The sequence below is a fragment of the Bacillus solimangrovi genome (assembly GCF_001742425.1).
Classification (GTDB): domain Bacteria; phylum Bacillota; class Bacilli; order Bacillales; family Bacillaceae_N; genus Bacillus_AV; species Bacillus_AV solimangrovi.
In genome coordinates, this window is the sequence record NZ_MJEH01000030.1 from 23,248 (window position 1) to 36,846 (window position 13,599).

The 13,599-nt window shown below is 33.4% G+C and carries 14 protein-coding genes and 1 pseudogene; 9 read left to right on the forward strand and 6 right to left on the reverse strand.

The genetic code is table 11. The features are described 5' to 3' along the window. Nucleotides 1-16: 16 nt before the first annotated feature. Both BFG57_RS11290 and BFG57_RS11295 read right to left on the reverse strand, forming a co-directional pair. Nucleotides 17-757 (reverse strand): sulfite exporter TauE/SafE family protein, encoded by a 741-nt coding sequence (locus BFG57_RS11290; RefSeq protein WP_069717600.1) that lies wholly within the window; start codon nucleotides 755-757, stop codon nucleotides 17-19. An 83-nt stretch (nucleotides 758-840) separates the two neighbouring features. Next, nucleotides 841-2,805 (reverse strand): GGDEF domain-containing phosphodiesterase, encoded by a 1,965-nt coding sequence (locus tag BFG57_RS11295; protein WP_245676744.1) that lies wholly within the window; start codon nucleotides 2,803-2,805, stop codon nucleotides 841-843. Between the two features lie 739 nt (nucleotides 2,806-3,544). On the opposite strand from BFG57_RS11295, the gene BFG57_RS11300 reads away from it, so the two are divergent. From BFG57_RS11300 to BFG57_RS11310, 3 genes are all read left to right on the forward strand, one after another. After that, nucleotides 3,545-4,120 carry a PilZ domain-containing protein gene (locus BFG57_RS11300; RefSeq protein WP_069717601.1) on the forward strand — a complete coding sequence of 192 codons (576 nt, stop codon included), beginning with the start codon at nucleotides 3,545-3,547 and terminating at the stop codon, nucleotides 4,118-4,120. 365 nt (nucleotides 4,121-4,485) lie between these two features. Beyond that, a complete protein-coding gene (locus tag BFG57_RS11305; RefSeq protein ID WP_069717602.1) occupies nucleotides 4,486-5,868 on the forward strand; it encodes a S41 family peptidase in 1,383 nt (460 codons plus the stop codon). A gap of 382 nt (nucleotides 5,869-6,250) precedes the next feature. Continuing rightward, nucleotides 6,251-6,481: a Nif11-like leader peptide family natural product precursor gene (locus tag BFG57_RS11310; protein WP_069717603.1), complete on the forward strand. Its 231-nt coding sequence runs from the start codon at nucleotides 6,251-6,253 to the stop codon at nucleotides 6,479-6,481. A 114-nt stretch (nucleotides 6,482-6,595) separates the two neighbouring features. Here the strand turns inward: BFG57_RS11310 and BFG57_RS18955 are convergent, their stop codons facing one another. Continuing rightward, nucleotides 6,596-6,748 carry a hypothetical protein gene (locus BFG57_RS18955; protein ID WP_175428332.1) on the reverse strand — a complete coding sequence of 51 codons (153 nt, stop codon included), beginning with the start codon at nucleotides 6,746-6,748 and terminating at the stop codon, nucleotides 6,596-6,598. A gap of 397 nt (nucleotides 6,749-7,145) precedes the next feature. On the opposite strand from BFG57_RS18955, the gene BFG57_RS11315 reads away from it, so the two are divergent. The 3 genes from BFG57_RS11315 (at nucleotide 7,146) to BFG57_RS11325 (ending at nucleotide 9,680) form a co-directional block, all read left to right on the forward strand. Beyond that, nucleotides 7,146-7,778, forward strand: a complete 633-nt coding sequence (locus BFG57_RS11315) for a YczE/YyaS/YitT family protein (RefSeq protein ID WP_069717604.1) — start codon at nucleotides 7,146-7,148, stop codon at nucleotides 7,776-7,778. A gap of 198 nt (nucleotides 7,779-7,976) precedes the next feature. Beyond that, on the forward strand, nucleotides 7,977-8,642 hold the full coding sequence (locus BFG57_RS11320; RefSeq protein ID WP_245676745.1) for an HD domain-containing protein: 666 nt from the start codon (nucleotides 7,977-7,979) through the stop codon (nucleotides 8,640-8,642). Nucleotides 8,643-9,386: 744 nt separating this feature from the next. Then, nucleotides 9,387-9,680, forward strand: a complete 294-nt coding sequence (locus BFG57_RS11325) for a hypothetical protein (protein ID WP_069717605.1) — start codon at nucleotides 9,387-9,389, stop codon at nucleotides 9,678-9,680. Between the two features lie 317 nt (nucleotides 9,681-9,997). Here the strand turns inward: BFG57_RS11325 and BFG57_RS11330 are convergent, their stop codons facing one another. The 3 genes from BFG57_RS11330 to BFG57_RS11340 are packed head-to-tail and all read right to left on the reverse strand — an operon-like array spanning nucleotide 9,998 to nucleotide 11,928. Then, a complete protein-coding gene (locus tag BFG57_RS11330; protein WP_069717606.1) occupies nucleotides 9,998-10,675 on the reverse strand; it encodes a hypothetical protein in 678 nt (225 codons plus the stop codon). Beyond that, entirely contained in the window at nucleotides 10,668-11,546 is an 879-nt protein-coding gene (locus BFG57_RS11335; RefSeq protein ID WP_069717607.1) for an ABC transporter ATP-binding protein, read from the reverse strand. The genes BFG57_RS11330 and BFG57_RS11335 overlap by 8 nt, the downstream gene beginning before the upstream one ends. A gap of 7 nt (nucleotides 11,547-11,553) precedes the next feature. Beyond that, the gene (locus BFG57_RS11340; RefSeq protein WP_069717608.1) at nucleotides 11,554-11,928 is read right to left on the reverse strand and encodes a GntR family transcriptional regulator; all 375 of its coding nucleotides are present in this window, start codon (nucleotides 11,926-11,928) and stop codon (nucleotides 11,554-11,556) included. Nucleotides 11,929-12,224: 296 nt separating this feature from the next. Between BFG57_RS11340 and BFG57_RS11345 the strand changes: the two are divergent. From BFG57_RS11345 to BFG57_RS11350, 3 genes and pseudogenes are all read left to right on the forward strand, one after another. After that, nucleotides 12,225-13,132 (forward strand): annotated as a pseudogene (locus BFG57_RS11345) (Nif3-like dinuclear metal center hexameric protein). A gap of 74 nt (nucleotides 13,133-13,206) precedes the next feature. Then, complete coding sequence (locus BFG57_RS19515) at nucleotides 13,207-13,338, forward strand: hypothetical protein (RefSeq protein WP_342670306.1); 132 nt, start codon at nucleotides 13,207-13,209, stop codon at nucleotides 13,336-13,338. Continuing rightward, nucleotides 13,304-13,552 (forward strand): nucleoside triphosphate pyrophosphohydrolase, encoded by a 249-nt coding sequence (locus tag BFG57_RS11350; protein ID WP_342670307.1) that lies wholly within the window; start codon nucleotides 13,304-13,306, stop codon nucleotides 13,550-13,552. The genes BFG57_RS19515 and BFG57_RS11350 overlap by 35 nt, the downstream gene beginning before the upstream one ends. Nucleotides 13,553-13,599: the final 47 nt, after the last annotated feature.

Sequence of the window (13,599 nt, forward strand, 5' to 3'; positions counted from 1 at the left end):
AGAACGGAAGCTTAATTTAACTAAAAAACCATAAACGAATCGACATGACAGTGACAACGATGATAAGGATGAGTCGAATCCATTTCTCACCTTTACTAACTGCGAATTTACTACCTAGCAACGCGCCGATACTCGTTCCAACAGCTAATGTAAGACCATATCCCCATGCGACTTGACCGTTAATGATGAAGATAATTAATGAGGATAACATATAGACGGCGACAACGAATACTTTAATGCTATTAATCTTAATTAGTGACATGCCTGAGATAAGAGTTAATGTTGCGATAATAATGAAACCAACACCTGCTTGAATAAATCCTCCATAAAATCCAACGAAGAAGAACGAAATGATCATGAGTAAGCGATGTTTCTTAGAAGCGGATGCTTGTTCTGTTAACTTACTCGTTGGGTTCCAAATGATGAGGATAAGTACGATGACCATCACGACTGATAAAATTTTGTTAAATAATTCATCGGAAAGCTGAATTGCAGCGTTCGCACCAACAATAGAGCCGATGACAGCAGGGATAGCTAACATTGTGCTTAAGCGCCAATCAAAATATCCACTCTTACGAAATGAGGCAATTGCCACGATGTTTTGCGCCATTAGTGCGATACGGTTTGTGCCATTTGCCATTGCTGATGGTAAGCCAAGAAAGATGAGCATTGGCATCGTAATGAGTGAGCCACCTCCAGCAACAACATTCAAAAACCCTGCAATTATTCCTGCTAATAAGATGATGAGATAAGTCATGATTACAACCCTTTCTACATATAAACTAGCATTATCCGTTAAGAAGTAAAAAACACATCCACTATCAGTAAGATGTGTTTAAACTAATGAGATAAATGATTTATTTCATTAGTTGATTGAAGTAAAGCGAGTGTTTCTTTTTCAGGTAACGGTTTACTGAAAAAGAAGCCTTGTGCAAATTCACATTCGAGTTCTTGCAAAAACCTTAATTGTTCCTCAGTTTCTACGCCTTCTGCAACGACTTTTAAATTTAACTCATGTGCCATGGCGATGATTGCTTTTGTTAAGGCGATATTACTTTTGTTATTTGGAATATCCCAGATGAATGCGCGATCGACTTTTAAGATATCAATTGAAAGTTTCTGAAGATAACTTAAGTTCGAATGTCCGGTTCCAAAATCATCTATCGATACTTCAATTCCTAATTTTCGTAAATCTTTTACCGTATTAATAACCGATTTGTTTTCAAACATGCTAAGGCTTTCGGTTATTTCAAATTCAATTAACGAACGATTAACGCCTGTTTCTTCTAAGATTCGTTTAGTCGTCTTCACGAGATTCGGGTCTTGGAATTGCTTAGGTGATAAGTTAATCGCTGTTTTTATCGGTTCATAGCCTTGTTTTGCCCATTTTATTTGATTGTTACACACTGTTTCTAACACCCACTCACCGAATGGGATAATTAACCCTGTCTCTTCAGCAAGTGGAATGAAGTCAACGGGAGAAACGATTCCAAGTTCTTGATGTTTCCAACGCATCAGTACTTCTAGTCCACAAATTTGCTCACTTTTTAAGTCGATTTGCGGTTGGTAATAGAGCAACAGTTCATTATTTTCGAGAGCTTTATGAAGATGTGACTCTAACGTTAATTTACGCTTAATATCAGATTGCAATTGATCGCCGAAACATTGAAATGCTCGCTTATTTTCCTTAGAAGCTGTTTTGGCAAGAAGGGCATACTTATATAATTCTTCTGGATCAGTGCTATCATGTTTGAACGTACTAATTCCGATGTTTGCACTAATAAAGAGGTGTTCGCCGTTAATAACGAAACCTGCATCAAGTCCTTTTAAGATTTTATCGACTTCAAATGTGATTTCTTCCCGTTCTGTTACACTCGGTAAGATAAGTGCAAATTCCTTCGAATTCACACGTGCTAACGTATGGCTACGATAGAGATGATGGATACGCGTTGCTGCACGTTGGATGAGTTCATCACCAACTTTGTAACCGAATGCAGCATTCAATTGTTTTAATTTTCCGATGTCGATAATAAATAAGGAAAAACCAGTTTTATCATACTCGGTACTCGTTGCACAATACGTTAAATGCTTCATAAATAGTTGAAGCTTAGGTAAACGCGTAAACGAATCATAGTGTGTCAGGAATTCGATTTTCCCTTCAGCTTGTCGTTGCTTAGATATATCGGTAAAAACGCCGATGAAGTTTTTCGTTTTGCCATTAATATCTTTTATCGATGTAATGCTTAGCCGTTCTGGATATACTTCACCATTTTTTCGTTGATTAATAAGCTCTCCTGACCATGTCTTTTGTTTATCTATTTCGTTCCACATCGTTTTATAAAATTCGTTTGAATGCATGTTTGAATTTAAAATATTCGGATTTTTCCCTAAAACTTCATGTTTTGTATAACCTGTCGTTTCTACAAATGATGGGTTAACCTCAATAATTTTTGCATTTTTGTCTGTAATAATTAACCCCTCATGCATATGCTTGAACACTTCACCGTATAAGTCTAATTTTTCGCGTGTGTCTAATAGATTTTTAATGTATACTCTATCACGAAAAATAAAACGGTACGCTATGTAAAACATAATACAAGAAGTGAACAGGAGAAATACCCAGCTTTTATAATGAACTAACGTATTATAGTGTTGAATATCATTTGCAATCGTATTGATGTAGGTGTTGAGTAGCAAAATGCCACTGCTACCAATTAGTGCATAAATAGCTGTAAAGATAAATGCAAACATGACACCGTTTTTTATATAAAAACGGGGCTTGTTATCCTTTAACAACTTACTCACAACCTTTCTGAATCTACAAGAAGATTGAACATACTTCAGAAAAAAGGGGCAAAATATCATTTATAAATGTGTAGCTAAATGAGCCTGTCTAAAAGGTAAGATCATAACATGCTTATTACCGATAGATTTGTGTATTTTACATGTCTTTACAAAGTAAGGCTCGTTTGCCTCAGTGTAAGAATGTGTGGTCGACTATTTAATTATAAATATTATCAAACTAATATTATAAATTCACAAAAATGTTAAAAAAAGTAAAATAAATTAACTATAAATCTCGTAAACTATATTATATAATACCTTATTTTTCTTTAGTTTACACTATTAAGCATATCACGATTGAACTGAAGCTAAGACATCTACTTTAAAAGTTTGGAGGATTAGAGAAGTTTAAGAGGAAGAAGCACTTGATCATCTCCATTGTGTTGTATATTCGTAAGTCATTACTTGATTGGTTCAAATAACCATTAGTGAAGCTTACCAAAAAACTTCCACTGATGGAATTTTCATTTTATATAGGATAAGATCCTTCAATATTTAACATATTTTACTCTTTTTCATGTTATAATACTAGCCTATGTGATGTAGCAATTTATATTTAGAGTTAAGAGAGATTGTTGTGTTCAGATGTATCAGGTCAGCCATTACTTGATTGTTTCAACTGACCGTAAGTAAGGGATAAGGGGAAATCCCAACTTATATAAGTTTCACGTTATTTTAAATGGTGTGGGGGATGAGTTTTATGGATTACATAAAGCTTAAAAAGGATGAACTGTTAAGCACAGGTGCACTCTACTTATTTGAAGGGGAATTAATGAAGGTTGTTGTGAAGAATGTTGAAGATTACAATGCAGGTGACCACATAACGTGTTCATATACTGGGGTTGAATTTGAGACACAAATTCTGAAGATAAATGACAATAACTTATATATGCTCATTCCACAATTTAATGAGCAATTTCCGAATGAGAAGCGTAAGCACCCGCGTATTAGCGGACACATTCCTGTACAGATGAAGGGATGTGCACGTTCTGAACACGAGCAAGAAAACATTGAAGGTTTAATTGTAGATATTAGTCGAAACGGATTTGGTTTAACAGCAAATCGTTCTCTAAATGAAAAGAACCATTATAATATTCATTTTACTGATGAACAATTACCTATCGATGTTCAAGTTATCATTCGTAATAAACGACAAACAGATGGTGAATTCCGATACGGTTGTGAAATCTCTTCTATTGAAGAAAAATGTGAATTTCTACTACGAAAATATATACTATCACAGCAATTAGCAACAAATATGGTAAAAAATAAGTAAATTAATAGTATCATATTTGTTAAATAAAAGATAAAATAGAAATATATCTAAAAGGTCTGTCGTTCTACCTTTGCACGTTTTACTAAATTAATAATTTTTTACGCTTAGTGAAAAATGTACATGGATGAGAAGAACGAGTAGATTGTTTGAAACTTAGAAGTGGGCGTTATGATTGAAAAATACATATGAAACTTGAACATCAGTCATGACTTGATGGAAGTTTGACTTTATTAATAGAAAAAGTGTTCCATATAGAAATGTTTAGCTATAAGTTCTATCGGCTTACCTTTATAACATAAGTTTTCATGTTAGTAACCGATAGAAGCGCACTTTATGTTTTTCTTATGATAAGGAGATCGCAGATTATGAAAGTAAGAATATTGCAGATTAAAATTTTAACAGTATTACTGTTAGGGATTTTCACCTTTACGTCTACTGCATATGCGGCCTCACCACTTGATGAAGTTCGTGAGCTATTACAACGATATTATGTAGATGAGTTAGATGAAGAAATATTAGAGGAACCTACGATTGAGGAGATGCTTGAGCATCTTGATCCATATACAGCCTATTTGACGAAAGAAGAATTACAGACATTTGTAGATAGCATTGAACAGTCTTACGTAGGGATCGGAATCATGATTGAAAAAGGTGAGCGTGGTGTTCGTGTTACGAATGTCTTCCCAAATAGTCCAGCTGCTCAAAGTGGTATTCTAATTGATGATGAATTGATCGCAATCAATGGTGAAGAGACTGCAGAGATGGAGCTTGAAGAAGTGACGGGTAAGATTAAAGGCGAAGCAGGTACAACTGTTATGTTGACCTTACAGCATGCCGAAACGATCACACCGTATATCATCCAGTTGACACGTGAAAATATTCAACTTTCAAGCGTAACAGCGGAAAAATTAGGTGGAAACATTGGGTATATGAATGTTTCAGTATTTAATGAACAAACCGTTCCAGAAATGAAAAAAGCGTTACGTGAAATGGAAGATGTGAAAAAGTGGATTGTCGATTTGCGAAATAACCCAGGTGGCTATGTTACCGCCTCACAACGTATGATCGGTCTTTTTCCTGAAGTGAAAAATGCACTAATCGTTGAAAGCAGAGTTAGTAATTATACACTCCCTGCGTTCGTACAAACGACACAGTTTCAACGAAAACCTGCAGTACTTGTCAATGATATGAGTGCAAGTGCATCAGAAGTTGTTGCAGGAGCTGTGAAAGATGCCAATGCAGCAACGTTGTATGGAGAAACTACATATGGAAAAGGACTTATGCAGGCACTATATGAACTTTCAGATGAAAGTGCCTTGAAAATAAGCAATGCACGTTTTTATACTCCAAAACATAACAAGATCAATGAGCAAGGAATTGATCCAGATGTTGAAACCGAGACACCTTTAGTTGATGCACATTTAGCAATGCTACTCGAAGATTATAAAGAGTATCATGGATTAGAGCCTCTTGAGAAGATTGATCCTGAAAAAGCAATTGATATTCGTTTCACACAGCCGATTGACAAAGATACGATATCAACGGATACAATTCAATTGATTGAACTCGGTGGAGGAGAAGTTGATTATACTTCCCAATTAATCGATAAACGAACGTTAAGTATTCAATCAACAGACCCATTAAAAGCAGGCTCACAATACATTTTAGTCGTCCATCCAAATTGGAAAACAACATCAAAAGAAACTGCAAGTCAAGGCATATATGTACAAGTGTTAGTGAATGAATAACCCTTCCTTATATGGAAGGGTTTTTTTATGAATGAAAAATTTACAGTCATTTCAAGCTATATTCATTTGTTGTTAGATTGAGAATATTTGTAATTTTCTTACTCAAATAGTTACAAAGATTTAGTGTGATGTAAATGAAATATGTGTTAAAATAGTAATAAAGTTACATAACGAGGTATAAAACGATAAAATAGTCACATTTTATATGAATTAAATACCAAATAATAGACCTGCTCACGAATAATATGTTGTGTGATCAATAATCAAGATTCGTTACATACGTTTGTAATTCTTGATAACACTTAGAATCTATGTTGAAAATTGAACATGCAGAGAAGAATTGATTTTGTTCCAAATAGAATAGGAAGAAGGTGTGAAAAGATTGGCATTAGTACATCTTGTCCGTTTTTTAGAATTTGCTGAACAGGATGAGAGTTTGATGAAGCATTTAGCGAAAGGAGCAACTGCTGAAGAAATTGCTTCACTTGCTGCTAAATTAGGTTTTGAATTTTCTGCAATAGAATGGACTTCTTTAGAAGAAGATACAAGTCGTAGAAATTTTGACTATGAGGAATTAGAGCGATTATTAGGAAAGATGGGTCATCAAGTATAAAGAATAGAAGTCACATGGGGGTGTAGATGTGACTTCTATTCTTTTATTTCGTCAATGCATCGTATAGTCAACATAATCAGAAAGCTTTAACTTAAGTATGCTTACAGGATACAGTTACTTTTTCGTTCCTGATTGTGCGCCACCTTCGTTGTAACGATTAGCTTGAGCACTACCAAATTCATTGCCAAATTCAGTATCAAATTGCTTCTCTTCAAACCCACGTTTATGTTTTTGTTGTGCATCGTTTTTATTCGTTTTCTTAGCCATAATTATCTCCCACCTTTTGTTTCATAATTGTCTTACGCTCATATTGTGCTCGCTGAAATGATGATTATGTATTGAATTTTTTAGACATTGTAACTATACTGATGTCAGCCAGTTCAGACTCGTTGTATTGAAAGTAGAATAAATTTCATTTGCTCAAGGCTAAGTTTTATTACTTATCAACTGGCATTAACACTTTCACTTTATTACATAAAAAAAGTTAACGTTATTTAAGTGGGTGAAAAGGCGTCCGTAGTTACTTGATTGATTTTACTAATCAGATGGACAAGATGGAAAACAGCCATTGATGGAAGTTTAATTTTATTAACATATTGTTATTTTTATGCATCTAGTGTAAGATATGAATTCTATTCAATATAGATAATTGGGAGAGAGAGCGATGAGGTTATCATGGTTAAAAGTGAATTTTTATACAATTGGTATTTTGATATTAACGCTCGGAATTGCCTTAACGATTCAATCACAATTGGGGACGTCTCCGTTTGATGCATTACTAGTTGGTCTGTATCGGACGGTTGGATTAACGGTAGGAAGTTGGGAAATTATCGTTGGTGCAATAATGGTATTAGGTAATGCACTTGCTGAACGGAAACGACCAGAATATTTGGCATTATTAACTTCATTGATTACGGGCATCGGAATTGATTTCTGGTTATTTGTGTTACGAGATTTTGTGCATCCAGACATTCTCGTATGGAAGGTCGTCTGGTTTACGATTGGAATGATTATATCAGCAATTGGTATTGCAACGTATTTACAAGCTAACTTTGCACCGATACCGATGGATCGTTCCATGCTTGTGTTACGGAATAAAACGGGTTGGAGCTTCGCTGTTTCACGAACGGTTGTCAGTGTTGGGTTATTGATCTTCGCATTTATATTTAATGGACCAATTGGTATTGGAACATTGTTAATTGCAACTTTAAGTGGCCCACTCATCAACATGTGTATTCCATATGCTGATATTCTTGAGAAGAACTTAACGAAACAGAAAGAATGCATTTCAGGTTAGACGTGAAAAACAAGGTATATGTTATTTAAAAGGGCATATTCAAATTGGATATGTTCTTTTTTGTGCAATTTTAGATTGAGTTACTTGATTGTTTTTGGAATAATCAATTCAGAGTAGAAGGAACAAAAGGGTTATCAAAAAATGAGTGTGCAGATAATTTTAACAGTTAATAACAGATTAAGGAGATGAGTAAATATAGTGAAGAATGTAAATGTTGCTAAAGAAAAAATTGTTAAGTTAGCTAGAGAATTTGCGATGTTAGAACTTGGAGGAGATACAAGTGGGCATGATTGGTGGCATGTTCATCGCGTAACTGAAATGGCAAAAACGATTGCAGCAAAAGAAAATGCAGATATCTTTATTTGTGAGCTAGCTGCATTATTACATGATGTTGCTGATGAAAAACTAAATCAAGATGAAATCACTGGAGTTAATAAAGTGAAAAATTGGCTAGATGAAAATGGGGTTGATGATAAATCGACAAAGCATGTCCTTGAAATCATTACAACAATTTCATTTAAAGGTGGCACACAGAAAAAGAAAATGTCTACTTTAGAAGGTCAAGTTGTACAAGATGCGGATCGATTAGATGCAATGGGAGCTATAGGCATCTCTAGGGTTATGTGTTACTCCGGTTTTAAAGGACGTCCTATTCATCACCCTGATATGAAACCTAGAGATAACTTAACATTAGAAGAATATCGTTCAGGTAACGATACAGCTATTATGCATTTTTATGAAAAATTATTAAAATTAAAAGATAGTATGAATACTAATGTTGGAAGAGATTTAGCCAATGGAAGGCATGAATTTCTAGAAACATATTTAGAACAGTTTTATGCAGAGTGGGATGCAACAAGATAACGTAATCGTTTTTAGGTTTATTGAGAGGTTGAAAAGTGTTTTTAGGATTATTGACTAACAAATCTAATTTATGGTAAAATCCACAAAATTATTTTAAAAATGGCTCTGTTAAAGTTGGTTGGTGAAGACGGTGTTGAAATCTATAATACAATTAGGTTATCTAAGTTTAAGGTATAAATATTGCAAAGGAGGTATATGTTATTAAACACTTTAAGAATAAACGCTATTGGATACTTATGCCCCCCTTTTCGATTACTGCTCTAATACTGTTGTTCTTCATTCCTGATGATTTTAGAGGTTATTATATTTTTTTAGTAATCATTATATTTTGGTCTATCTATTATTTTTGGAATTATTATGCAGAAAAGAAGAATCACAGTGAAAATATAGATAATAAATCTTAAACTAAAGGGTGCGTTAGTTTCATAAAACAATAATACAGTATATGACTTCCATATAATTAGGAGTCCTATTATTTCTATAAAATATCAACATTAAACTTTAACAGAGTCAAATAAATAAAACGAACAAATGAAGTTCTCGGAGGATATAAAAGGTGCACCTCTTGTATTCCAGTGGCTTTTTGTTTTACACCAGTAGATGAAGAAGTAGCAAATAGTTCAGTGCATGGAAGCTACCTGATTTTTTTGAAAATCATCATAATTAAATCGTAAAATGTGGTGTTCACTTGCACTATCTAGAAACAGAAAGGCTACTCTGTTAATAACCTTTACGAAACAGATGATGGAAGACATACTTGCCGGTTATGAAGATAAGCTCCCAAATCGAACTACTTTCGAATGGACGATAAATGTATACAAAGGTTTGTTCCCTTATAAGAGGAATCGATTTAATGACTTCCAAGATGAAGAAAAGTGGGAAGGGCTCAACATTCATAAAAACGACCAACGTATTATCGGAGATATGGGATTAAAGGAAGTGTTTCAGATAGAAAAATTGATCACGTTTCAACTGACGCTAAGACTCCCACTTCAAAACTTAGGAAAATCAACGAAGTTTAAGTGGGAGAGGGTTTAGTCATACCATTGAGGTATAAGCGTCAGTAATTACCTGATTAGTTCAAATAACCATCAATAGAATATTATAGAAGTTTCATTTTATAGTTTGTGATTAAAGCAGTTATGTTGTTAAGAGTGTATGAAGAAAAACCTGCCGATACACGTAGCAGGCTAAACAAAGATTTATATATTAAAAAATGGTTCATTTCATTATGGGGGCTCAGTATTAAAATCACGTGAAAAGAATATTAAGGTTATAAGAGGGTAACTACATAATAAATGAAAATAATACATCAAGGTGAAATTAACATCAAAGCTATAATTCTATGATTTTTTTCAAACCTCTCTTCTCTTCGTAAACCACCAACCAGCAGCAAAAAATAATATGAGACCTATTGATGAAATCAATACAACTGTGATCAGGGAAGGGTTAAATAACAGTAAGGTTAGGCCTTCTGCTACTTTATGTCTTAAACTTCCTATTGATAAACTTACAGGAATGCCGGCAACAAGCACGATATATATTCCGATTCCTATAATACTTCTGTATGCTGAAAATAATAAATTCAGAAGTGACATTAACAAAAGGTAAGCAAAAAACTGATACGTAAACATTTCAACAATACCGTAGCGATCCCATTCAAATATAATTAAAATATTAAAATATTCCATAAATTCTATTAAATAATGATTCTCAACTACCAACCAAAATATATTCAATACAGAAAATACAGCTGCATAAAAAATATAAGAGAGCAAAGCACCTAAATAATAATCTTTTCTAGTTGCGCCTAAATGAATAGACCTTTTAAAAATATAAACTGGATTAACGATTGCAATGATAATGAGGAAAACTGAAAGAGAATTTGCATACGATACACCCTTATTACCAATATCCGTATTTCCTAAAATAAGATCAATAATTATATTAATCCCTATAACTATCAACAAAACATATAGTATAGTTTTCATAACTTTCATATTGATTTTCAAAAACTGGATATTTTCACTCATTTTGATCCCCCCCAGCGCAATAGTAGGCTAAAAACTTCTGTAAAGGCATTGCTTCAATAGAAATGTCTAATTGATTTGCTTCTGTTATCTCTGTTTCATTAAATGAATCATACACAGCTGCAATCGTTAACTGACCATGATTTTCTCTGTGAATTACATTTTTCTCTTCAAGAAATGGTACTAATATATCTCCTTTGCCACTTACGTAATTGGATTGATTCCTTATGTTATCTATGTCATCATAAAGTTTGATATTACCTTGATCTAGAATATATACTTTTTCAACAATTTTAGAAATTTCATCTATTAAATGAGTAGACAGTAATATTGTGCGAGGATTTTCGGCATAATCTTCCAATAATACATTATAAAATTTTTCCCTCATTACCACATCCAATCCTAACAAAGGTTCATCAAATATAGTTAAGGGTTCTCTACTCGCTAAACCAATAATAATTCCTATTATTGATTCCATTCCTTTAGAAAGCTTCTTAAATTTCTTATTTGGATTGATTTGAAATGTTTTGATCAAATGGTTAGTATAATCCCAATCCCAATGCTTATGAAAAGAGGATGCAAATTTTAGTATTTCCATTACAGTTGAACGATTAAAGTAAATTGATTTTTCCTTAATGTAACAAAAGTTTATAGGACTATCACCTGGATTTAATATAGTGTCAAATATTTTTATTTCGCCGTGATCAGAAAAAATGTGTCCACTAATCATATTTAATAAAGTTGTTTTACCTGCACCATTTTTCCCTAGTAGACCGTAAATTGTATTTTGCTCAAGCTTAAGATTTATATTTTTCACTGCATCCATTTTGCCATAACTTTTTACTAAGTTTTTTGTTTCTAAAATAGTAGTCATTTTTTTGTCAACCTCCTTTTTCTTGTTTGATCATGTTAATAATATCTTCTGCTGATAATTGAATTTTTTTTGCTTCATCTAACAGCTTCAGAACATATTCTTGATAAAAGGATGCTTTTCTTTTTTTAAAAATCCTATCCTTTGCTCCTTCAGTCACAAACATACCTAGACCTCTCCTTTTATAAAGAATGCCTTCATCAACAAGCAAATTAAGCCCTTTCACAGCTGTTGCTGGATTAATCTGGAATGTTTTTGCGAATTGTGTTGTTGACATCACTTGCTCATTTTCTTGATATGTATCATTTAAAATATCATCCTCAATCATTTCAGCAATCTGCTGAAATATAGGCTGCCTTTCATTAAAGCTAGCCTTCAATTTCATCACTCCTATAAGTACATTCAATCTCATTATGGTTTATTGGTTAGTTACTCGTGTAACTAACCGTATAACTTTTTTTCATGTTTGTCAAATTGAAAATAGTTAAAATACACCAAGTAACATTCCTTTTAAGTGGGAGGACAAGTATCATAATTGTTTCAACTAACTATTAGATGGGGGTAAAGTAAAACCTCTCTGATAGAAGTTTTACTATTTTCATTATTAACTTGATGAATAAAAGTTGTAGTTGAGAACGATTTATGTATAATTAAGGGAATTGATGGAAGGGTGGTGGGCGAATGGTATCTCTACATGAAGTTGTAGACAGATTAGATAACGAGTTCAATATTAAGGCATATGGTAAAGATCCTGCTTTTAGTCGATTTATTCCTAATGTGTATGACCTTTTAAAGTATGATTGGAAATTAGTTTTTGAAGATGAGTTTTGTGAATTGTTTAACGGACTAATGCTAAAAGGAGCTTCAGAAGTAAATTGTGTTTATTTAGCTGTCTTCCCAACAGATAACGTTTTGGAGAGGTTTACAGAGGAGAGTAATGAGGGAGACCTTTTATTTATGCATCATCCATTATTAATGGAGTGTGGCGATCCAAACGGTAGCTGGGGACGTGGTTTTGTTCCAATCAAAGAAAAGTATATTAGAAGAATGCAAGAGAAGAACTTGTCTGTATATACTTGTCACGTACCGATGGATTACCATAAACAACTAGGAACGAGTATTGCGATAGCACATGCATTAAATGCTAAGGTTGCTTAGCAAATGAACAGGGAGAAAACCTTGTACTTGTTTGTCAAATTGACGAAACAAATACGATTGATTTGATCGAAACTTTGAAAGATATTTTTGAGATTCCATATGTTGATTTTGAAGGGCAATACTTAAGTAACATTAACAAGATTGGCATCGTTGCAGGGTGCGGAGACAAAGTTGAATGGATGAAGGAAGCGGAAAAAAAGGGAGTACAAGCGTACATAACTGGCGAAATTCATTGTCACATTGATAACGATTATGGAAAGAAGAGATACAATCACATGATGGAGTATGCTTCTAATACAGCAATGTCTCTCATAGGTGTTTCACATTCAGCTTCTGAATATCTTGTTAAGAAAACACTCATGTGTGATTGGTTTGAACGAAACTTCAAAATCGATACTCAACTAATCCCGCAAGAAAAATGGTGGTTATAAGTATTAATTTTTTATTTAATAAAAAATGTTGTTTTAGAAATAGAGTTAGATTGTTGTGCAATGAGACGGAGGATATGACATTTAAGAAGAAAACGTATAATAAACTCGTTCGTGATCACATACCAGATATTATTGAAAAGAAAGGGCAACAGTGTGAATGTTATCAGTTAGATGAAAAGACATATACAAAAGGAGTTGAGAAATAAGCTAACCGAAGAATTAGAAGAATACTTATCATCATCTAGTGATTGTGAATCAATTGAAGAGCTTGCAGATATTTTGGAGGTCATTCATTCTTTAGCAAAGGTTCATAACTATTCATTTGAAGATATTGAAAAAGTGAGACGTAACAAGCTTAGTGAACGTGGTGGATTTGAAAAGCGGTATTTTTTAGTGAGTACAACTTCAGCTTTTGAATAAGATTCTAATTTAATACTGGTTGGCACAACAATCTAACTCTATTTCTA